Annotated in this window: 23 protein-coding genes; 18 read left to right on the forward strand and 5 right to left on the reverse strand. The window is 42.6% G+C overall.

Annotated elements, in window-relative coordinates; genetic code table 11:
* Nucleotides 1–4 precede the first annotated feature (4 nt).
* The 11 genes from G5B00_RS08740 to G5B00_RS08790 all read left to right on the forward strand — a co-directional run bounded on the left by G5B00_RS08740 (nt 5) and on the right by G5B00_RS08790 (nt 11,920).
* Nucleotides 5–2,062, forward strand: a complete 2,058-nt coding sequence (locus G5B00_RS08740) for a DUF6259 domain-containing protein (protein WP_163873632.1) — start codon at nt 5–7, stop codon at nt 2,060–2,062.
* Between the two features lie 23 nt (nt 2,063–2,085).
* Nucleotides 2,086–2,754, forward strand: coding sequence for a DUF4627 domain-containing protein (locus G5B00_RS08745; protein WP_163873635.1), 669 nt, complete (start codon nt 2,086–2,088; stop codon nt 2,752–2,754).
* Nucleotides 2,755–3,006: 252 nt separating this feature from the next.
* The gene (locus G5B00_RS08750; protein ID WP_240894430.1) at nt 3,007–4,020 is read left to right on the forward strand and encodes an acyltransferase family protein; all 1,014 of its coding nucleotides are present in this window, start codon (nt 3,007–3,009) and stop codon (nt 4,018–4,020) included.
* Between the two features lie 69 nt (nt 4,021–4,089).
* Complete coding sequence (locus G5B00_RS08755; RefSeq protein WP_163873641.1) at nt 4,090–5,331, forward strand: acetylxylan esterase; 1,242 nt, start codon at nt 4,090–4,092, stop codon at nt 5,329–5,331.
* A 12-nt stretch (nt 5,332–5,343) separates the two neighbouring features.
* The gene (locus G5B00_RS08760; RefSeq protein WP_163873644.1) at nt 5,344–6,048 is read left to right on the forward strand and encodes a hypothetical protein; all 705 of its coding nucleotides are present in this window, start codon (nt 5,344–5,346) and stop codon (nt 6,046–6,048) included.
* Between the two features lie 4 nt (nt 6,049–6,052).
* The gene (locus G5B00_RS08765) at nt 6,053–7,654 is read left to right on the forward strand and encodes an MBG domain-containing protein (RefSeq protein WP_163873646.1); all 1,602 of its coding nucleotides are present in this window, start codon (nt 6,053–6,055) and stop codon (nt 7,652–7,654) included.
* Between the two features lie 31 nt (nt 7,655–7,685).
* A complete protein-coding gene (locus G5B00_RS08770) occupies nt 7,686–8,579 on the forward strand; it encodes a PorP/SprF family type IX secretion system membrane protein (RefSeq protein ID WP_163873649.1) in 894 nt (297 codons plus the stop codon).
* Nucleotides 8,580–8,592: 13 nt separating this feature from the next.
* Entirely contained in the window at nt 8,593–9,777 is a 1,185-nt protein-coding gene (locus G5B00_RS08775; RefSeq protein ID WP_240894431.1) for a dienelactone hydrolase family protein, read from the forward strand.
* A 120-nt stretch (nt 9,778–9,897) separates the two neighbouring features.
* Complete coding sequence (locus G5B00_RS08780; RefSeq protein ID WP_163873652.1) at nt 9,898–10,383, forward strand: antitoxin Xre/MbcA/ParS toxin-binding domain-containing protein; 486 nt, start codon at nt 9,898–9,900, stop codon at nt 10,381–10,383.
* On the forward strand, nt 10,383–10,856 hold the full coding sequence (locus tag G5B00_RS08785; RefSeq protein WP_163873655.1) for an RES family NAD+ phosphorylase: 474 nt from the start codon (nt 10,383–10,385) through the stop codon (nt 10,854–10,856). Before G5B00_RS08780 ends, G5B00_RS08785 begins: the two co-directional genes overlap by 1 nt.
* A 101-nt stretch (nt 10,857–10,957) precedes the next feature.
* Complete coding sequence (locus G5B00_RS08790; protein ID WP_163873658.1) at nt 10,958–11,920, forward strand: helix-turn-helix transcriptional regulator; 963 nt, start codon at nt 10,958–10,960, stop codon at nt 11,918–11,920.
* A 25-nt stretch (nt 11,921–11,945) separates the two neighbouring features.
* Here G5B00_RS08790 and G5B00_RS08795 read toward each other — a convergent pair whose 3' ends face one another.
* On the reverse strand, nt 11,946–12,422 hold the full coding sequence (locus tag G5B00_RS08795; RefSeq protein ID WP_163873661.1) for a DinB family protein: 477 nt from the start codon (nt 12,420–12,422) through the stop codon (nt 11,946–11,948).
* A gap of 128 nt (nt 12,423–12,550) precedes the next feature.
* Between G5B00_RS08795 and G5B00_RS08800 the strand changes: the two genes are divergently transcribed.
* Nucleotides 12,551–13,078, forward strand: a complete 528-nt coding sequence (locus tag G5B00_RS08800) for a hypothetical protein (RefSeq protein WP_163873664.1) — start codon at nt 12,551–12,553, stop codon at nt 13,076–13,078.
* Nucleotides 13,079–13,094: 16 nt separating this feature from the next.
* Nucleotides 13,095–13,748, forward strand: coding sequence for an MgtC/SapB family protein (locus G5B00_RS08805; RefSeq protein WP_163873667.1), 654 nt, complete (start codon nt 13,095–13,097; stop codon nt 13,746–13,748).
* Between the two features lie 19 nt (nt 13,749–13,767).
* Here G5B00_RS08805 and recR read toward each other — a convergent pair whose 3' ends face one another.
* A complete protein-coding gene (gene recR, locus G5B00_RS08810; protein WP_163873669.1) occupies nt 13,768–14,382 on the reverse strand; it encodes a recombination mediator RecR in 615 nt (204 codons plus the stop codon).
* A 47-nt stretch (nt 14,383–14,429) separates the two neighbouring features.
* Between recR and G5B00_RS08815 the strand changes: the two genes are divergently transcribed.
* The 4 genes from G5B00_RS08815 to G5B00_RS08830 are packed head-to-tail and all read left to right on the forward strand — an operon-like array spanning nt 14,430 to nt 17,021.
* Nucleotides 14,430–14,708 (forward strand): SelT/SelW/SelH family protein, encoded by a 279-nt coding sequence (locus G5B00_RS08815; protein WP_163873672.1) that lies wholly within the window; start codon nt 14,430–14,432, stop codon nt 14,706–14,708.
* A gap of 13 nt (nt 14,709–14,721) precedes the next feature.
* Complete coding sequence (locus tag G5B00_RS08820; protein WP_163873675.1) at nt 14,722–15,444, forward strand: SDR family oxidoreductase; 723 nt, start codon at nt 14,722–14,724, stop codon at nt 15,442–15,444.
* 46 nt (nt 15,445–15,490) lie between these two features.
* Complete coding sequence (folK, locus tag G5B00_RS08825) at nt 15,491–16,270, forward strand: 2-amino-4-hydroxy-6-hydroxymethyldihydropteridine diphosphokinase (protein ID WP_163873678.1); 780 nt, start codon at nt 15,491–15,493, stop codon at nt 16,268–16,270.
* A 46-nt stretch (nt 16,271–16,316) separates the two neighbouring features.
* Nucleotides 16,317–17,021 carry a TIGR00730 family Rossman fold protein gene (locus G5B00_RS08830; protein WP_163873681.1) on the forward strand — a complete coding sequence of 235 codons (705 nt, stop codon included), beginning with the start codon at nt 16,317–16,319 and terminating at the stop codon, nt 17,019–17,021.
* A 22-nt stretch (nt 17,022–17,043) separates the two neighbouring features.
* On the opposite strand, the gene G5B00_RS08835 is transcribed toward G5B00_RS08830, so the two are convergent.
* From G5B00_RS08835 to G5B00_RS08845, 3 genes are all read right to left on the reverse strand, one after another.
* Nucleotides 17,044–17,607 (reverse strand): DUF4256 domain-containing protein, encoded by a 564-nt coding sequence (locus G5B00_RS08835; protein ID WP_163873684.1) that lies wholly within the window; start codon nt 17,605–17,607, stop codon nt 17,044–17,046.
* 9 nt (nt 17,608–17,616) lie between these two features.
* The gene (kdsB, locus tag G5B00_RS08840) at nt 17,617–18,354 is read right to left on the reverse strand and encodes a 3-deoxy-manno-octulosonate cytidylyltransferase (RefSeq protein WP_163873686.1); all 738 of its coding nucleotides are present in this window, start codon (nt 18,352–18,354) and stop codon (nt 17,617–17,619) included.
* Between the two features lie 96 nt (nt 18,355–18,450).
* Nucleotides 18,451–19,338: a DUF3078 domain-containing protein gene (locus tag G5B00_RS08845; protein ID WP_163873689.1), complete on the reverse strand. Its 888-nt coding sequence runs from the start codon at nt 19,336–19,338 to the stop codon at nt 18,451–18,453.
* A 116-nt stretch (nt 19,339–19,454) separates the two neighbouring features.
* Between G5B00_RS08845 and rlmH the strand changes: the two genes are divergently transcribed.
* Nucleotides 19,455–19,928, forward strand: coding sequence for a 23S rRNA (pseudouridine(1915)-N(3))-methyltransferase RlmH (gene rlmH / locus G5B00_RS08850; protein ID WP_163873692.1), 474 nt, complete (start codon nt 19,455–19,457; stop codon nt 19,926–19,928).
* Nucleotides 19,929–20,026 lie beyond the last annotated feature (98 nt).

Raw genomic sequence — 20,026 nt, forward strand, 5'->3', positions numbered from 1 at the left:
TATAGTGAAGAATACCCTATCCTTATTTTTATTTCTCCTGGTTTTACAACCCGTTCAGGCGAACAGATACCTTGCGCTAACCGAAAGTGTGGCGCAGGTATCTATCAGTAATGACGATCTGTCGATAAATTTCGGAAATTCAGGTTCGTTCCAATTATTGAGTTTATCAGACAATAAGGGGAAAATATGGACGGTGAGTCCCTCAGGGGCACTGTGGCGTTTGGTAGTGATGCAGCAAGGCGGCTCTAAGGTAACGCTCACACCCCAAAACACGCAGTATCAGGGTGTAAAAGCAGTAGAAGAGCCCGATAGGAAATCTTTAGTATTTTCCTGGTTGTATCCTTTAGGCGGAGATTCTTCCGGAAAGATTATTATGACCGTGTCAGTGACAAATAAGAATACACTTTCGGAATGGGATATACGGAGCGAGTTTCCTTCCGGGTGGTATGTGGATGACTTAACTTTTCCACTTATTACATTGCAAAAGACTCCACAGTCTAAGATGATCTTACCCATGGGCTGGGGTGTTGAATTTGATCTGATGAGTCGTACAAGTGGAACATTTAACTGCCGGTATCCAAATAGCGCAGGCACAGTACAATTGATGTTGATGCATGAAAACAATAATGTTTTCTATTTTGCTACACATGATTCCAATGCCAATATCAAAACTTTTATGGCTAAGATAGCCACATCTACTTTGGAACTCTCGAATGTTATTGAGCCATCGTCCACATGGAATGACAATGGTAGGTTCAGCCTACCTTGGTCTGTTTCCATTGGTCTCTCAAACAAAGGTTGGGAAGAGGCGATAACCAAATGGTACCGGCCATTCTCTTTTGAGACAACCTGGGGCGAGAAGAAAATCACTGAGAAGCAATATCCAGAATGGTTTCTCAACTCGGATTTGTGGCTTACCGGTGCAAATGCCTCTACGGCAGAGTTGCAACGGACACAGAAAGCGATGACGTATTTTGGGACCCAGACGTCTTTTCATTGGTATTATTGGCCCCAAGCACCTTTTGATACGCAATATCCAGAATACTTCCCTGCAAAAGATGGTTTTGAAGATATTGTGGAGCAAGTTCAAGCTGCAGGAAGCCACGTCATGCCATATATTAACGGGAGGCTATGGGATACGACAATTCCGAGTTACATAACAGAAGGAGGGAAAACCGCTACGGTACTCAATAAAGACCTCACACCCTTCACATCAACATTCAATAATGTGGTCAGTGCCGTGATCTGTCCTTCTACCCTTGTATGGAAGCAGAAAATGATCGAGCTGACACAGCGGATACAAGGTGATGAAGTAGGCGCAAGTAGTATTTATTTCGACCAGATTGCTGCTGCTCGTGGTGTACCTTGCTATAATCCTGAACATAACCATCCTCCAGGGGGAGGCGATTTTTGGGTCAATTCATTTCGAGATATCTTCCAATCAGTACGGGCTACGCTGAAACCTAATAGTATTATTGCTACCGAACAAAATGCTGAACCTTATATGGATATGTTCGACCTGTTCCTTATGGCAGCCTCTCCGCAACAAAATGGAGAACCTGTACCACTCTTTCCTATTATCTATTCTGATCGGGCCATATTGTATGGTTTTAAAATTGCTAACAATGCCAATTTGAGCTATCGTATACAAAATACTTTAGCATTGCTATGGGGAGCACAGCTTAACGGCGGGCGTACAGAATTTGTACAATATACGAGTATGGTAAGCAACGCTGCTTTTTTAAAGGATTTGGTGAATTTCCGTAAACAGCATCATGATGTGTTCGTCGGAGGCACCCTATTAAAAGAGATTACACCGGAAGGAGACAACCCAATGTTGACTGTACCGGATTGGCCCGTTGCTTCTTCCACAGGCACTTCTTCGGCGGTTAGAGGAGCACTTTGGAAAAGCCCAACCGGACAGTATGCTGTCGTACTCGTCAATGTGGATGAACAGCCCCACACGGTTGCCCTATTTTCTGGAGGAAATATGCTCAGCATAGGGGGAGGAAAGTGTGTAAGAATCGATATAGATGAAACGCAAATCCATAATTTTATTTAATAACTATAATTTATTTTAAGAACATGAAAAAGCTATTTTCTTTAATTTGTTTATTTGTAACATGCTTGACTATCTATGCACAGGAAAATTTGATTGAAGACGGTAAATTTGAGGATACCTCCTTTACAGTATATGATATTTATCGAAAATTTCCCGGACCAGGAAAATGGTATCCTTATCTGACTTCGGACAAGCAGGCTGTCATGTCTGTTATTCAGGACAACGATAAAGGTAAGGCAGTATCTATACAAACGTTGACAGGTACAAGCTATGCTTATTCCTTTATCGGACAGCGTGTCGAAAAGAACGTCTCCGAAGGTATATATACCCTCAAGTTTTGGGCCAAAGCAACAAAGGATATACGGACGTCTGTGGGTGTCTACCTAAAAGTGAAAACGCCAAAAAGTCAAACCTTATATTTCCCCATTAGCGGATTCGATCCACAGACGACACCATCACGTTCGGGTGCTTTGAAAACACTAATACTCTCTAATGAATGGAAGGAGTACACTGTAGAATTTGATCTTTCTCAAGTCGTCAATAGCGTGCCTTCTCCAAAAGTCTCTAAGACAGAAGTTATTGTGAAAAAATCGGAAGTGGATCATCGGAAAAGTTTTGACGTAGCTATTGCATGTATGACTAAAAACTCAGGGATGTTATTTACCGATGTCAGTTTAGTTAAAAAGAACTGACTTACTTTGCACGTTTGAACTATATAGAATATTCCTGAGAAGTTGATTTTAATGACCCAGTTATAAATAACAATGCAGCAGAGGTATTATTCTTTAGATGTATTTCGCGGTGCTACGGTGGCTCTTATGATCCTCGTTAACAACCCTGGCAAAGGATTATATACATTTTCGGCATTGAAACATGCCTCATGGCACGGTTGGACACCTACAGATCTGGTCTTTCCTTTCTTTTTGTTTGCTGTGGGGAATGCTATGTCCTTTGTTATTCCACGGTTGAGAGAGGCGGGAGAACGCATTTTTTTTGGTAAGGTAATCAAACGGACTGTGCTGATTTTTTTAATTGGTGTGGGCCTGAATTGGTTTCCCTTCGTGAAGTGGAGTGGAGACTCTCTGGTATTCAAGGAATGGATTAACAGTGATAATCCTACATATGGCATAAGGATTTTAGGCGTATTACAACGCATTGCTATTTCTTACTTTTTTGCTTCGGTATTGGCATACTATTTTAAACCAAAGTCCCTTATCTATATTTCAATGAGCATCTTATTAGCTTATTGGTTTCTCTGTACTTTTTTCGGGACAGGGGATCCTTATTCACTATCTGGATGGTTTGGAACAAAAATCGATATGCAGGTTTTTGGTGCAGCACATATGTTTAAGGGAGAGGGGGTGCCTTTTGATCCAGAAGGTTTGATGAGCACATTCCCAGCTATTATACAAGTAATACTGGGTTATCTTGCAGGAATGTATATCCGAGAGCAGGGAAATACAAATTGGCTATGGACAAAGCTGCCTGCATCATCAGAGCGTTATTTTAAAATGTTATCCGGATTAATGGTAACAGGTTTTATAATTTTGATGGTAGCATGGATATGGTCATTAGGATTTCCTATTAATAAAAAGATATGGACGAGTTCTTTTGTTCTCCATACTACAGCCTTAGCAATACTGACGATAGGTGGGGTTATATGGTATGCGGATATACAAGGTGTGCGAAATGGACTGATGAAATTTTTTGATGTATTTGGTAAAAATGCATTGTTTATTTATGTCTTAAGTGGGGTCTTTCCAAAAACGCTTCGTTTGATTAGAATAGAGGAAGAGGAGCATTTTACGAACCCTTTACGGTGGTTCTACAAAAATATCTGTGCAAATATACCCGGTCCTCCTGAATTAGGCTCTTTAATATATTCGTTATGCTTAGTGGTGTTGATGTGGACAATAGCCTATTGGTTGGATAGAAAAAAAATCTATATAAAAGTATAATGCTAAGCTAATCGTTTTATGATGTTTTTTATAAGAATAGTTATTGTCCTGTGTTTTTATTGTCTTTCCATGATAAATGTTTTTGCCGTTACAGCGCAATCCGATGAAATTGAAATCGTCTTGAAGACGGATGAAGCGGATTGGCTGTACAACGTTTCGGACACAGCGTATGTTGACATGAGCGTACTTTTGAATGGTCAGTACGCAAAAGGAATCGATTTGCAATATAAAATAGGAACGGAAGGGTTGAAGCCGACAAGTACAAAGAAGATAAACCTGAAAGATAGTATCTATAGGTTATCCCTTGGTACATTGGATAAACCTAGGTTTATACGGTGTGTAGTCACGGTAGATTATCAAGGTGAGAAGTATATCAAGCGTGTCACCGTCGGATTTGATGTCGATAATATCCACCCCACAGTTACATTGCCGAAAGATTTTATGTCCTTCTGGAAATCCCAACTCAAAGATGCGCGGGTAATTCCGTTGGATATAACCATGGATAAGATCGAATCCCGCAGTACCTCGACGGTCGATGTGTATGAGATAAGCTATCAAAATACGAAAGATTCAAGAATATATGGTGCATTGGCAATCCCAAAAAAAGACGGTAAATATCCTGTTGTTTTACGTGTACCGGGCGCTGGTGTCAGGCACTATCTGGGTGATAGGTCATTGGCCGATAAAGGCTTTATTGTCTTGCAAATAGGCATTCATGGTGTATCTATTTCTCAACCTAAAGAGTTTTACAAGGAGTTGTTAAGAACTCGTCTGAAAGGTTATTATCCCCATTTTGATGCCGACGATAGAGAACAGTATTATTATAACAAAGTATATATTGGCTGCGTGAAGGCTGTAGATTTTATTCAAACTATATCCCAATACGATGGAGAAAATTTGGCCGTAGTGGGCGGTAGCCAAGGGGGAGCACTCGCCTTAGTAACAGCGGCCTTAGACCAAAGAGTGAAGTATCTTATTTCTTATTTCCCAGCCCTGAGCGATATGACAGGGTATCTTCATGAACGAGTGGGTGGATGGCCTCATATTTTTAGAAAGCCGGAGAATCGAAAGGATAAAACGATACACGCCATGGCTTACTATGATGCTGTCAATTTTGCTAAATATGTGACTGTTCCGGGATTATATAGTTGGGGGTATAACGACAGAACATGCGTTGCTACTACGTCATATGCATTATACAATACAATAAAAGCAGATAAAGAGAAATTTATTGAGAAAGAAGCAGGACATGTATATACACCGGGACAGCAACGTTTGATAAATGAATGGTTAATAAAAAAATTAAAGTAAGTGAGGTATTATATGCTTAGTAAATTATCTGTGGTAAAATACATTGTTGTTATTGTGTTTTCATTAGGTACTGTGAAAGTATCTGCACAGGCTTTTGGTTCGGGTGATATTGTGTATGTGAAAGAGGGGGGCAAAGGTAGCGGATCTTCTTGGTCAGATGCTATGGGTGAACTATCCCAAGCATTGTTTTTGGCTTCTGATTGGGATCCAACTAATGACGGGACACTTCAGGTTTGGGTGGCTGCGGGAAAATACCTGCCAACGACCGATCCCAACGACCGTAAAGCGACTTTTCAACTGGTCAGTGGAGTACATGTTTATGGCGGTTTTTCGGGAGAGGCCGGTACAGAAGGCAATCTGTCAACACGTGATTGGGTAAAGAATGTGACGATATTATCGGGAGACATCGACCGTAATGATAGGGCACAAGTCATTAGCGACCCCGTCACACAGATGGTGGGCGAGAATAGTTATGCCGTGGTTACGAGCTCCCAAACGAGCCCAACTGCGGTACTCGATGGTTTTACCATTACTGCTGGTTCGGCTGATGAAAAAAATACGATGACATGCGGAGGTGGAGTGCATAATTCAAATGGCAAGCCTACATTCAGAAATCTGATTATTACCGGAAATATATCCTCCACAGGAGATGGTATCTGTAATGTCAATGGAGGAGCACCGGAATTGACAAATGTGAAAGTCATACACAATCGATAAAATTATGAAATCCAACTTATTGTTGATGTTGCTGTTCTCCTGCTGCTGGGGCGGATATATATGGGCTCAAACGCCGTCGTCAGATCATATTCTCTTTGTAAAAAAAGGAAGTACAGGAAATGGTTCTTCCTGGGCAACTGCAATGGGAGAATTGGCTGAAGCATTGGTTTGGGCAGAGAACAACTGGGATTCTGCTGCCGATGGCCCGCTGCAAATTTGGGTGACATCCGGCAGATACCTACCTACCACAAATGCAGCCGATCGCAACGCCACCTTTAAATTGGTAAAAGGTGTGAAAGTCTATGGAGGTTTTTCGGGGGTGGAGGCAGTACTTACAGAGCGGGATTGGGCGAAGAACATGACTATTCTTTCTGGTGATATTGATGGCAATGACGTCGCAGCAGTGATAACAAATGTCGATCAAGAGCTCAAAGGAAACAATAGCTATACGGTGGTCAATGGTTCGGGCACAGGCCCGACAGCCAGACTGGATGGTTTTATCGTTACTGCCGGTTGTGCGGATGAAGCTATGGCCGGTAGTCACAATCTATCCAACAGTGGCGGAGGGATATATAACGATGGGGGAAGTCCCACATTGGTAAACCTGACGATAACTGGCAATAAAGCAGTATATGGAGGAGGGGTATTTAATCAACAAAGCGCACCTGATCTGAGGAATGTGACCGTGAGCAATAACAGAGCAGAGAGTGGATATGGAGATGGGATATTTAATGACACGGATAGTCACCCTATCTTGAAAAATACAATTATTAGTGGCAGTTGGGCGGATGATGCCGGAGATTATGCCATTACATTTACAGATGACGATATCTCTCCCGTGCTGACCGTGGTCGCCAAATCGGAGCAGCACAAAACATATGGTACGGAGGATCCGATATTGACCTATACCGCTAGTGGGTTTCTTCCAGGTGATAATAATGCCGTCTTTTCGGGGGCATTGTCGAGAGATGCCGGGGAAGACGTCGGCTCGTATCCGATTAAGCAAGGGACACTTTCTGCCGATAATTATAGCTTATCTTTTATTGGATCGGATTTCACGATTGATAAGTCTCCTCAGGAAATCACGTTGGTAGCGCCTGAGGAATTGTCGCTTGACGTAGGTATACAAACGTTGGCGGTGTCGTCGAGCAGTGGGCTTCCGGTTACACTTGAGGTGGACGATATCTCGATTGCTACCCTGTCGGGAACGGATCTCCATTTGGTGGGGATGGGCGTAGTCACTATAACAGCTACGCAACAGGGTAATCAGAATTATGAGGCGGCAACTCCAGTTAGTATGGTGATCCGTGTGTTAGAATCTCCCAAGGAGAGTATTCCATTACGTGTACACAAAGCGTTGTCTCCAAATGGAGATGGCATCAATGATTTCTTGTTTATTGAAGGTATCGGGGGATATCCCGAAAATAAGCTTCTCGTTTTTGATGCCGGAGGGAATATTCTCGCGGAGATAGCCGGATATGACAATGGAAGTAACGTCTTTCGCGGAGAGCAGTTGAACGATGGTACATATTTTTACTATCTGGATGTGACCGTAGATGGTAGGCGGGAGCGGATAAAGGGTTTCTTCGAAGTGAAGAGAAAGTAGATAATTTGGACGTTAAATATAAGATAAAACAATGAAAGAATCCCTTAACCTTCTATTCATTGCAACCGTGCTGTTGGCCTTCCCTTTCTTAGGGCGGGCGCAGCATGGTTTGAGTTATAATCAGTTTGGCCAGCTCCGCAATGCGTTCAACGGTTCGTTGAGCTTGATGGATCCCGATGGTGGCGCGGCGATATTAAGTCGCTTGCAGTGGGTGGGGCTGGACGGTGCGCCGCGCTCGTACTGGGCAAGTGGCCATGTGGGAGTCAAACGCTTGGGTATAACGGTGGGTGTCGATGTTAAGCAGGCTACTATGGGCGTGGTCCGGGATAATGAGCTGAGTGGTTATATCGCTAGCGCAGTCCGCCTTTCGGAGGACGAGTACCTTGGGCTTTCGGTTGGTGGAGGGCTTTTGATACACAACGGCAATTTTTCTACCTTAGATGCGGAAGATCCTTCTTTCCGGGAGGACATTCGCGGCAATCAGGGGATGATGAGCATCGGGACATCTTACTTCCGGGAAGACAAGTACTACTTTGGCGTCTCTATTCCCCGTTTGGTATTGGGCAGGAACGATAATGAATTTGACTATGACTTCCGTCGGGTCTACTACATCACAGGTGGTGCGTTATTCCGTATCGATGATGGTTTCCATATCCGTCCATCCTTTATCGTGAGCCATATGGAGGGTATGACGCCCCGTTACGACGTGAGTGCTTTGGCATTCTTTGCACAGAAGTTTGGCGTGGGTCTGGGTGTGCAAAACCAAGGTGATCTGTCGGGTTTGTTACAGTTCAATATGGGGGGCTTTGGGATCGGGTACAGCTATCAGTTTAGCCCCGGTAGCAACACCACGAAACAAAGTATATCCAACAAAACGCATGAGATAGGGTTGCGATACCGTGTGGGTGGCATGAAGATGCTTTAATAGATAAATAAAAATGAAAAATAAATATATGAATTGGAAGAACGTTTACCTGTGGTTTTGGACATTTTGCTTGTCATTCATATCACAACAGATGGCTTGGGGACAACATATAGATGCGGCAGCGGAGTATAAGCCGATAGATCCATTTATTAAACCTTATTTTACTCCACCCGATAGTTTGAAAGATCAATTTGGCCCATACAATTCATTATTGGTATTTCAGGATGGTAGTCAGGTAAAGACAGTGCAAGATTGGAATAGGAAACGCGAGGAAATCAAGACGAAGTGGCACAGTATTATGGGAGAATGGCCCGTATTGTTGAAAGATCAGGATTTGACGATTATCGCTTCCGAACAGAAAGATGGATATGTACAGCATCATGTCCGTTTTAAATGGCTGCCTTCGGAAGAGACGGACGGTTATTTGTTAATACCGGACGGAGCGGGTAAACGTCCTGCTGTTGTCACTGTTTACTACAATCCGGAAATGCCGGCAGGCGTCATCGTCAAGGCGAATAGACCCTATCGTGACTATGCATTACAATTAACCAAACGTGGTTTCGTGACGTTGTCTATTGGTACAAGAGAAGCATCGGCAGCAAAGCGATTTTCGCTGTATTATCCTTCCCTGTATAATGCACAGGTGCAACCGCTTTCGATGTTGGCTTATGCTGCAGCAAATGCCTGGCATGTATTGGCAAGGCGACCTGAAGTGGATAAAGAGCGCATAGGTATCATTGGACATTCTTTTGGCGGGAAATGGGCGATGTTTGCGTCGTGTTTGTTTGAAAAGTTTGCCTGTGCCGTATGGTCTGACCCGGGAATTGTATTTGACGAAACAAAAGGGTCGAATGTAAACTACTGGGAGCCGTGGTACCTTGGTTACTACCCACCACCTTGGGACAACGTTTGGCGGAAGACCGGTATGATTCAGGAAGCCAAAGGTATATACCCGAAGCTTGTTCGAGAGGGATGGGATTTGCACGAGCTACATGCCTTGATGGCACCTCGGCCGTTTCTGGTCTCGGGTGGGTCATCCGATCAGATAGAACGATGGGCGCCCTTAAATCATACTATTCAGGTCAATGAACTGTTGGGGTATAAGAACCGGGTAGCAATGCATAATAGACCATTACATCCGCCTAATGAAAACGCGAATGAAGTCGCTTATCGCTTTCTGGAATATTTCTTGAAATAATTTGTTACATGGATTGCGGTACCGGGTGGGCGGTATGAAGATGCTTTGATATGAATAAAGAATAAAGAAGTTTGGAAAAGCAGTAGTTTTGTTGTACATTAGCACTATAATTGTTGTGTTATGACAAAAGAAGTCAAAAACGTCAAGCCATTCCATATAACGGAAAATGTCTCCAATATAGCCGAGGAAGGGGCTGTAGCTTGGGTGCCGGGAGCTGTAAAGCCTTGGAGCAATATGTTGGATCGTGTGCAAATCATACGTAAAGGCCTTCCGTTCGAAGCTATAGAGGAGCTAAGTAAGAAAATTAATATCCCCGTTAAATCCGTGCTTTCCATCATGCGAATGCCCCAGACGACCTACAACAAAAAGAAAAATGAACAATCCTTATTAGATAGCCACAATACCGAGTTGATATTGCTTATAAGTGAGCTCATAAATTACGGGGTAGATGTATTCAATGGTGAGGAGCAAAAATTTCAACGCTGGCTCAAGAAACCAAATACCTCACTCGGAGGCTATTCACCCGATAGCCTCTTGGATACGATGACAGGTATCCAGGAAGTAAGGTCATGTTTGGATAGACTGGAGTATGGAGTATTTGCTTGATGCGGGTATATCGAATAGAGCGTGAGCGATATCTGCATAACACATTGGAAGGAGTGGGGGCGTCTTTATCTTCTGGTTTTCGCTGGAATCCTTTGCACACCCGGTTGGTGTACACCGCCGATAGCCGCGCATTATCGATGTTGGAGGTCGCTGTACATTTAGACTGGAGCGAAGACTTACCGCGTGATCGCTATTATGTTGAAATTGATATCCCAGATGATATTCTCATTTTAAAAGTGGACATCGATGATCTTCCTTCAGATTGGGATGCTAAGCCACCAACGAGGGTTACACAAAGCATCGGTGAGATTTTTGTGCGCCAACACAAAGCTGCTGTCCTCAAGGTGCCTAGTGCTATTGTTCCGTTCGAACATAATTACCTGATAAATCCGATACACCACGACGCGAAGCGTATATGGGTAGTGCGATCGACTCAAATGATTTTTGATCAGCGGTTTTTATTTAACGGTTGATAAATTTGATCCAGTGTTCTACATAGCGAGTATAGCCCTCGTTGCACGGCATAATCGTTGAAATGTTATTATCTTTACCGATAACTATAGACTGGCGTTAGATGGATATAGAAAAACGGTTTGACCGCATTTTGGCTATTTATTTTCATTTACAGGCTAAGCCTGTCGTAAAAGCACAGGATTTGGCGGACAAGTTTCAAGTGAGTCTTCGAACGATTTATAGAGATGTTAAAACTTTGGAAAATGCCGGTGTCCCCATTTACGGCGAAGCTGGGATTGGCTATTCGCTGATAAGCGATTATAAAATTCCGCCTACTCTTTTTACCCCCAACGAAGCACTGAGTTTTGCAATTGCGGAAAAGTTGATGCAGCACTATCTGGACAAAGAGATCGGTCAACATTTTAGTAATGCGTTACTAAAAATGAAGGCTGTATTGCGGTATTCGGATAAGGAACATCTCGCTTATGTAGAAGATAAAGTACTCATCAATAAAAGGAAAGATTTCCTCAATACAAATGTTCCTTCAGCCTTAGCCGTTTTATTTGAAGGTATCGCTAAGAAGCGGCAGTTAACATTAGCTTATAAATCTGCCGAAAGCACGGTCGTAAAGGAGCGTCGGATTGAACCTATAGGGATTTTTCAGGAGGGTGATTTTTGGTATTTCATGGCATTTTGCCATCGGCAGGATGAAATTAGACAGTTTCGTCTCGATAGAGTGCATAAAATTGAACTATCTGGAACCCCGTTTGTAGGAAAATATAAGCCTTTATCTTTTTACTTGGAGAAAAAAGGAGAAACGGCCGAGGTGCAGACAGTCCGGATTAGGGTGTCCCGAAAGGCAGCCCACTATTTGACATGGAAACGAAAATATTATGGTTTCATAGAGGAGGTGGAGAAAGGTGACAATGTGGAAATGCTTTTTAAAACCCGAAATACACACGGGGAGTTTGCCCGTTGGTTTCTGATGTATGCTGATGAAGCTGTGATTTTGGAGCCGCTGACCCTTAAAAAACAAGTCAGAGCACTTCTCGACACTTACCTTAAAAAAATGGAAGCGGAATAAGATCCGCTCCCTAAAATAACTGATTTTATTGTTGCCTTTCCCAAAAATGAGGTGGTTCAATTCCCAATGCCCTTAAGTAAACATATCCTTGTCCGCGATGATGTATTTCATTATCTACAAAATACTGGATATTCTCTATAATTGGAAAGGCATATTCTCCAAATAAATTGAAGTTTTCGTGAAAACGCTCGTCAGGAATCTGATTGAACAATTCGATGATTATTGGGGTGTCTTTATCCCATCGAGCGAGAAGTTCTGCTTTGGTCTGTAAGGGTAAATCATGGTTGTAGCCCTCTGTACTGTTAGCAACGATCCCCCGTAGACCGGGCGCTGCAATGGCTAACAACTCCTTAACGAGTTCAGCGAATGGGCGCATTCCGCCTAATGAGAACGTGAATAACTCTTTTTCAGGAAATGCTTCGATAACGCGACGCGTTAGGTTCCGATGACCCAACCAGTGGTTGAGAATGTCTTCTTTGGGTAGAATAGTGATTGTTTTCATACTTAATTATGTTTTGTTTTTTTACGATAAGACAAAACTAATACAGTGGTTTGACAACAGTATGTCAACAGCGATCTTGGGAAAATAATTTTATAGCTCATAACCCGATATTCCTTACCTTTGAGAGTATGAAGAAAAAAGGGAGAAACACCAAACAGCAACTACATTTTGATAGACCCGTCGATCGTTATTTTTATGAATTGGATCAGACCTATAAGCAAGGGGACAAAGGGTTATATGCTTTATTCTTGGCATTGGCGTTTTTTGGGGTCATGGGATTAATATGGATGATCCCCTTCCCGCAGTTTGATTTTCTGGTTCGGGTAAATGCTCACACCTTCCTGAATTGGGGCTCTTTCTTCATCGCCATCATCATTTACTGTTATCTGAAACTTGCACCCACCTTGTCTTATGCAGTTCTTTTTTGTATCGGAATCATGAGTTTTTTTATTGTACAGTTGGAGTATGTCGAACGGGATGGTGGACCGACTGTCGTAGGGGTATGTAGTTTAATTGCCGGACTCTCATTGCTTGCGCTCTGGCTTATTACAAGAAAAGAAGGATATATAAACGGCAGGAATTTTGTAAGATTGTTGACTATGGGACCTATTTGGTTATGGTCCAAAGTGTTTCAACAACTAAAATGGAAATATTAAAGTAAATAAAGCAGGAATGTGGGAGGAAATCATAGCGTATGTGCAGGAAGAGTATGTCCAGGCGATATTACTATCGATTGGTTGTGGATCTGTTATCGGGCTCGAACGGGAGTATAAAAATAAATCTGCCGGCCTCCGCACGGTTATTTTGATTTGCTTTGGTGCCACGATATTTACATTGATTTCCCGGATGGGGAATATCTCGGATGATCGTATCGCAGCCAATATCGTGACGGGTATCGGTTTTCTTGGCGCCGGTGTTATTTATCAGGGGAAATTTTCTGTACAGGGGTTGACAACAGCCGCCGTGATATGGACAATGGCTGCCATTGGGATGTCCATTGGCTTTGGCGAATTTAAGTTCGGCATATTTTTGACGGTTCTGATGGTAATCGTTTTGTCTTTATTTCAGAAGATGGAAGATCTGTTAGCTGATATCTATTTTGTCCGAACCATGCACATCACTTTCATTGACCATGCAATAGGTCGGATGTATGAACTGGAGCAGTTTATGCGGGACAATAACATCAAACCTCTCCGAAAAGGTGTCGAAAAAAATGAGAATCAACTTATTGTGGCTTATGAAATCATAGGCAATCGCAAACGTATCAATATATTAAGCGAGAAAATTATTGCTTTAGAGTATGTATACTCGGTCAATAGCCTATAAGATACTGTCTCAAAGGTAATTAGCCTACGTGACGTTCATAAGGCACCCGCGTCATAATGGAACGTCCTAAGGTAACTTCATCCACATACTCCAGTTCGCCGCCAAAGGCGATACCTCGGGCAATGGTACTGATCTGTATGTTGAACTCCCTCAGTTTACGGTATAAATAAAAGATCGTCGTGTCGCCTTCCATAGTTGCACTCAGCGCAAGGATTACCTCGTTGACATTGTCCTGCCGGATACGGTTAATTAAAGCTTCAATTTTCAGATCCGAAGGACCGATGCCATCCATGGGCGAAATGAGCCCTCCTAGCACATGGTAAACACCGTGGTACTGGTTCGTATTTTCAATGGCCATGACATCCCTTGTGTCCTCTACGACACAGATTGTCGATTTGTCTCTTTTGACGGCATTACAAATTTCACATACAGTAGCGTCCGAAATATTAAAACAGACCGCACAATGTTGAATATGTTCTTTTAGATGGTCCAAGGCCTCTGTAAATCGCTTGACATCTGCATCGGGTTGCTTTAGTAAGTGGAGCACCAGGCGTAGGGCTGTTTTATTCCCGATCCCGGGCAGTCTACCAAATTCATCTACGGCACGCTGCAATAATTTCGATGAGAAATTCATAGTGCAAACTTAGATAAAATGTTGTACATTTTTGCTAAATTTAAAACATGAGACCTAAAATTGAAATAGAATATTGCCCGAAATGTGGATGGATGCTACGTGCAGCATATATGGCCCAGGAGCTACTGACTACCTTTACGGAGGATGTCTATGGCATCACTTTGGTACCTAGCGAGGTCAATGGACGGTATCAGGTCCGTGTTGAGCAGTCCATCATTTTTGACCGCAAGAGGGAGGGACGTTTTCCCGAGATTAAAGAACTGAAGCAATTGGTGAGGGATGTGGTCAGCCCCGATAAGTCGTTGGGACATTCGGATAAGAAATAAATTGAAATGCGTCGTGGAACAGAATAAATATGCTTTGGTTACGGGAAGTGCAGACCGGATTGGCAAAAGTATCGCTATACAGCTGGCCGCTATGGGGTATCATGTCGTGGTGCATTATAAGAATTCCCGGAAGAAAGCCGAAGGCTTAAAGAAGGAAATTGAAGGAATGGGGAGGAAAGTCCATGTCATGCAATTTGATTTCCTGCAGACTAATGATTTCGACCGTTTGTTTGCCGATCTTAAAGCGCAACAAATCATATTAGAGGTCTTGGTAAACAGTGCTTCCGATTTTGTGCCATCAGGTTTTGACGACCTTGGCGATACCATGCTGTCTAAACAGATCAAAAGTAATTTTGATGGTGCCTACCTGTTGACCAAGTCCTTTGCCCGGATATTTGGAGAAGGCTCAATTATTAATATCTTAGATACCAAGGTGACAAAAGACCGTACGGGACACCTGGACTATATATTGAGCAAAAAGCTGCTTGGCGAGTTTACACGGATTTCGGCTGTGCACCTGGCACCCACTATACGGGTAAATGCGATCTGTCCGGGACTTATCCTTCCTCCGGAAGGTAAGGATGAACAGTATCTGCTAGACTTGGCTTCGGGTATTCCACTCCAACGGATCGGTAGTGTCGAGGATATCCAACGGACTGTTCAGTTTTTGGTGGAAAGTTCCTTTGTCACCGGCCAGTTTTTATATATCGATGGTGGTGAGCATCTGGCATTGTGACGCTGCAATAACAAGAATTTGATAGCATAAAATAATACATGCAACTATGGATAATAACTCTTCATCTTCGTTAAAATTGCTGACAATACGTGTAGATAGTTTGCGTTTGCGTGCCTACATCGGATATTTGGACTGGGAGAAAGAAAAACTGCAAGATGTGGTTGTTTCCTTTTCCTTCAAATATAATGCTGCGATGGCAACACAAAGTGATGATGTACAGCATGCCGTAAACTATAAGAGCCTGACCAAGCTGATTATTAAAAAAGTAGACAACCAGTCCTTTCACTTGATCGAAACCTTGGCTGAAACCCTATATCAAACTATTGCTGCATTCAGCCCATCGATAGTGGATATTTGTGTGCAGGTCGAGAAACCCCATGCTTTGCGTTTCGCGGACAACGTTATGGTTAGCTTATCGAGTAAGGATCTATTCCATACGGTGCTGGTTGCCTTAGGTTCCAACATTCAGCCCGAGGCGAATATGTTGAAAGCGCTGGAATTCCTCACGCGATTGGGAACCGTCGTAGAACGTACCGCATTTATCCGGACCAAGCCCTTGAAGTTTGAGGAGCAGGATGAATTTTTGAATGGGGCAGTGTTGCTCCGTACGAACTTGTCCTGGTTTGAATTGGAAGGCGAACTGAAGCAAATTGAAGCTTTGATGGGTAGAATTCGTACGGAAAATAAAAATGCACCACGTGTCATCGATTTAGATATCGTTGTCTTTAATGGTAGCTTGATGGATGAAAAAGAAATAGTCGAATTACCTTTTCTAAAAACCTTTATAGCGCAGCTGCAACCAGAGGTATTGAGTAAGTGCGGTTAATTGATTATCTTAGAATGTTTCAAAGCAGCTATAACGAATAATATATATGACAGGAGAAAACAGGATCAGAAATTCATTTGCAAATAAGACGTGGCAAGAGATTAAGGTTAAAGATTCATGGCAGATTTTTAAAATCATGGCCGAATTTGTAGATGGTTTTGAGAAGTTGGCGAAGATAGGTCCATGTGTATCCATTTTTGGGTCTGCCCGGGCGGCGGAGGGACATGATTATTACCAGATGACCATGGAAATCGCCCGCCTGCTGGCGGAGAAGGGGTATGGTGTCATTTCGGGAGGTGGCCCGGGAATTATGGAAGCAGCCAACCGGGGTGCGCATAGCGCAGGTGGAAAATCTGTCGGATTGAATATTGAGTTACCTCACGAGCAGTTTCACAATAAATATATCGACCGGGATAAATTATTAGAATTTAACTATTTCTTTGTGCGCAAGGTGATGTTCATGAAATATTCACAGGGTTATATTGTTATGCCTGGTGGATTTGGTACAATGGATGAGCTCTTCGAGGCCATAACCTTGATTCAAACAGGGAAAATAGCCCGGTTTCCTATCGTACTGGTCGGCTCAGCTTATTGGGAAGGGCTTTTGGACTGGGTAAACAAGACGATGTTAAGTAGCACCTATATCTCGGCAGAAGACCTCAAGTTGTATCGTGTCGTTGATACCGCTGAAGAAGCTGTAGAGCACATCTTCCGTTTTTATGACAAGTATTTGTTGAAGCCGAATTTTTAGTATCGGGTAACTGTTTTCAATGTTATACTCTTAACGAACCTCTAAATCCGCGGACTCCATAATATGATTCGGCACCATTGTGGTAGAAAAATACCCTTCCGTAGCGCCAGTCTCCAAATAGGGCACCTCCCAGTTCTCTCATTTCGGTTGGAGTTTTGACCCAACTGGAGGTTTTGGTGTCAAATTTTCCAAATTGTTGCAATTCCAGATACTGTTCCTGAGACAAGATTTCGATGCCCATCTCAGCAGCCATTCCTATAGCACTGTGGTGGGGTTTGTGCTGTTTTCTGGATTCAAGTGCTTCGAGATCATAGCAGACGCTTCTTCGACCTTTAGGACTTTCGGATGAGCAGTCATAAAAAACGTACTCATCTGTGGCTTTATCGTATCGTACGACATCGGGTTCACCTCCTGTTTCTTCCATTTCATGAAGAGAACGCAGTTTTTCTGGATGAGCTTCCAGTTTGGCCTGTATGGGCGCCCATTGCAATCCCTTGTGACGATCCATGTTCTGTTCAAAACGTTTTTTTAGCACTATAAGCAGCTCTTTACTTTCTTCTGGATGAAGCTTGTCCGTATTGTTCATAGAGATGTGTTAAAAATATTTGTCGATGATCTGTTTTAAATCTTCAGGCGTATCGATAGCGTCATTTGTATGGCTAGACAAAGCAGTCTGTATTTTATAGCCATTGTCTAACCAACGCAGTTGCTCTAAAGATTCCATAAGTTCCAGATCCGATACAGGCAATTCACTCAACAGCTTGAGGACGTTGGTTCTATAACCATAAATCCCGATATGGTTGTAAAAAGGGCGTTTGCTCAACCAATTTTCTATGCGTTCGCCCCTAAGGAAAGGGATAGTTTGCCGTGAAAAATATATTGCTTCCCCCTTTTTATTTAGAACGACCTTGGGTTTGTTTTCATTGGTTAGTTCTTCCAATGTGGCGACTTTTCGAACCAGTGTTGCTATCTCTGTACTTGGAGTTTCAAAGCAAGCAACCAATAGATCTATCTGCTGTGGATCTATAAAAGGTTCGTCACCTTGTATATTGATCGCCACATCAAAACCTTGTACTTGTTGTACTACCTCGGCACATCGATCCGTTCCTGACTGGTGTGTGCTTTTGGTCATGACGACATTGCCGGCGAAACTTCTGACATGGTCATATATACGTTGGTCGTCTGTAGCGACGATGACCTCATGTAGCGTAGCGGCATGTTTAGCTTGTTGGTACACCCTTTGTATCATGGTCTGTCCGCCTATGTCGACTAGTGGTTTTCCAGGGAAACGCGAAGATTCGTATCGCGCAGGTATTATTCCGATCACTTTCATACCCGAAAATAATTATTATATTGTATAATAAAAAAGACTTCCAAAGTTTCTAAAAACTTTGGAAGTCTTTGGAAGCTGAAATAATGTTGGAAGTTATTAGAATTTATACGTAATCCCTGCACCCAATATCTGTTTTATCTGTAGTTTGGGGCTACTTCCGATTTCTACACCGTTTTCAATGGTCGGAATCTTGGTGTTGTCATCGTAGATGAGCTGTACACCTGCATTGACCGAGATAAATTCATTGACCTTCATGAATAGATTGGCCGTATAGTCGATGTCCACATTCTGAGGTTTTTCCAAATAATTGGAATATAGTCGCAAGATGTTTTCAAAAGTTACGTTTTCTACAATAGGTGTTTTGTAATAGGCGTCTAGTGAGGCCCCGAATTCAAATCTTGATTTTTTGCCCGGATCCAATCCGTACAATGTTTCGTCGACATCGGGATTGGTTACAAATACGAAACGGGCAGCAGCAGGTGATATATTGATCTTGAAGTTGTCAGACTCTTTGAAGGCGATACCGGGACCAAAACTGAGGTATGCCGGAGAGAGTCCCGAAGAGGTCAATGTGCCGTCGCCATTGTTGTCGTAGTTATAACCATTTACAAATTGTGTATTGAAGTTGAGGAAAAATGTATAGAGCCATTTTTGGTTTATCTGATGGCCCAACAGTGAGTTGAGTGCGAAGCGGTCATCGTTTTTGCGCCAGTCGGTTTCCTTTTGGAAAGTCTGTCCATAGGCGGCTAAAACTTTGTTGTCCCAATTCCATTTGTCTTTTTTGTAATTGAAATCGTAATTGAACATTAGGTTACCGGCGAAAGCGTTGACACCCCCAGCTGCCCAGTTGGTAAAGGAACTTTGGTTGATGAGGAAGGTGTTTTCCCCTTTTATTGTCCAGATTTTTGTGGTATCCTCTTGTGCTACGACAGGAGCGATAGCCATCAACAAAGCAGTCGATGCTAGTAGTAAGTGTTTTTTCATATCTCTGTTTTTTGTGAAAGTAATGAAATGTGTGTATGATTCTGTTTTTCTATGTTTGTTTTCAAAATTTTGTGGACATTTGCTGACAAGTTTGTGTTGATTTTGGGATAAATATAATGAAGATTAGTCTTATCTGCATAGGAAAAACTGATGAAAAGTTCATTCAGGAAGGTATTGACAAATATTTGAAACGGTTGAAGCATTATATCGGCTTTCAATTGCTCGTATTGCCAGACGTCAAAAATGTTAAAAATCTGTCTGAATTTCAACAGAAGGAAAAGGAAGGAGAATTGTTGTTAAAACAGCTTTCCCCACAGGATTTTGTGATCCTGTTGGATGAACGGGGAAAAGAAATCAGATCGGTAGAATTTGCACGCTATTTCGAACAGAAGATGCTGGCCAGCACGCAGCACGTTGTATTTCTGATCGGTGGACCCTATGGTTTTTCAGATGAAATGATCAAAAGGGCAAATGATAAGATTTCACTCTCCAAATTGACTTTTTCGCATCAGATGGTACGTCTCTTTTTTGTGGAGCAGGTGTATAGGGCTTTTAGTATCTTGAAGGGAGAGCCGTATCATCATGAATGATGTTTCTAGCTTTATCGTCATATCGATGAAGTATGAGGAGATATCTATGGATGAATAGGGTTATAATGTCTTTTACCGCTTCGGGCATTTTTTGCACC

Source organism: Parapedobacter sp. SGR-10 (genome assembly GCF_011030405.1).
Classification (GTDB): Bacteria; Bacteroidota; Bacteroidia; order Sphingobacteriales; family Sphingobacteriaceae; genus Sphingobacterium.

What these genes read in the sequence shown, in the direction of transcription:
- G5B00_RS08745 (WP_163873635.1), top strand. Translation starts at nt 2,086, where the DNA reads ATGAAAAAGCTATTTTCTTTAATTTGTTTATTTGTAACATGCTTGACT.
- G5B00_RS08750 (WP_240894430.1), top strand. Translation starts at nt 3,007, where the DNA reads ATGTCCTTTGTTATTCCACGGTTGAGAGAGGCGGGAGAACGCATTTTT.
- G5B00_RS08755 (WP_163873641.1), top strand. Translation starts at nt 4,090, where the DNA reads ATGATAAATGTTTTTGCCGTTACAGCGCAATCCGATGAAATTGAAATC.
- G5B00_RS08760 (WP_163873644.1), top strand. Translation starts at nt 5,344, where the DNA reads ATGCTTAGTAAATTATCTGTGGTAAAATACATTGTTGTTATTGTGTTT.
- G5B00_RS08765 (WP_163873646.1), top strand. Translation starts at nt 6,053, where the DNA reads ATGAAATCCAACTTATTGTTGATGTTGCTGTTCTCCTGCTGCTGGGGC.
- G5B00_RS08770 (WP_163873649.1), top strand. Translation starts at nt 7,686, where the DNA reads ATGAAAGAATCCCTTAACCTTCTATTCATTGCAACCGTGCTGTTGGCC.
- G5B00_RS08775 (WP_240894431.1), top strand. Translation starts at nt 8,593, where the DNA reads ATGAAAAATAAATATATGAATTGGAAGAACGTTTACCTGTGGTTTTGG.
- G5B00_RS08780 (WP_163873652.1), top strand. Translation starts at nt 9,898, where the DNA reads ATGACAAAAGAAGTCAAAAACGTCAAGCCATTCCATATAACGGAAAAT.
- G5B00_RS08785 (WP_163873655.1), top strand. Translation starts at nt 10,383, where the DNA reads ATGCGGGTATATCGAATAGAGCGTGAGCGATATCTGCATAACACATTG.
- G5B00_RS08790 (WP_163873658.1), top strand. Translation starts at nt 10,958, where the DNA reads ATGGATATAGAAAAACGGTTTGACCGCATTTTGGCTATTTATTTTCAT.
- G5B00_RS08795 (WP_163873661.1), bottom strand. Translation starts at nt 12,422, where the DNA reads ATGAAAACAATCACTATTCTACCCAAAGAAGACATTCTCAACCACTGG.
- G5B00_RS08800 (WP_163873664.1), top strand. Translation starts at nt 12,551, where the DNA reads ATGAAGAAAAAAGGGAGAAACACCAAACAGCAACTACATTTTGATAGA.
- G5B00_RS08805 (WP_163873667.1), top strand. Translation starts at nt 13,095, where the DNA reads ATGTGGGAGGAAATCATAGCGTATGTGCAGGAAGAGTATGTCCAGGCG.
- recR (WP_163873669.1), bottom strand. Translation starts at nt 14,382, where the DNA reads ATGAATTTCTCATCGAAATTATTGCAGCGTGCCGTAGATGAATTTGGT.
- G5B00_RS08815 (WP_163873672.1), top strand. Translation starts at nt 14,430, where the DNA reads ATGAGACCTAAAATTGAAATAGAATATTGCCCGAAATGTGGATGGATG.
- folK (WP_163873678.1), top strand. Translation starts at nt 15,491, where the DNA reads ATGGATAATAACTCTTCATCTTCGTTAAAATTGCTGACAATACGTGTA.
- G5B00_RS08830 (WP_163873681.1), top strand. Translation starts at nt 16,317, where the DNA reads ATGACAGGAGAAAACAGGATCAGAAATTCATTTGCAAATAAGACGTGG.
- G5B00_RS08835 (WP_163873684.1), bottom strand. Translation starts at nt 17,607, where the DNA reads ATGAACAATACGGACAAGCTTCATCCAGAAGAAAGTAAAGAGCTGCTT.
- kdsB (WP_163873686.1), bottom strand. Translation starts at nt 18,354, where the DNA reads ATGAAAGTGATCGGAATAATACCTGCGCGATACGAATCTTCGCGTTTC.
- G5B00_RS08845 (WP_163873689.1), bottom strand. Translation starts at nt 19,338, where the DNA reads ATGAAAAAACACTTACTACTAGCATCGACTGCTTTGTTGATGGCTATC.
- rlmH (WP_163873692.1), top strand. Translation starts at nt 19,455, where the DNA reads ATGAAGATTAGTCTTATCTGCATAGGAAAAACTGATGAAAAGTTCATT.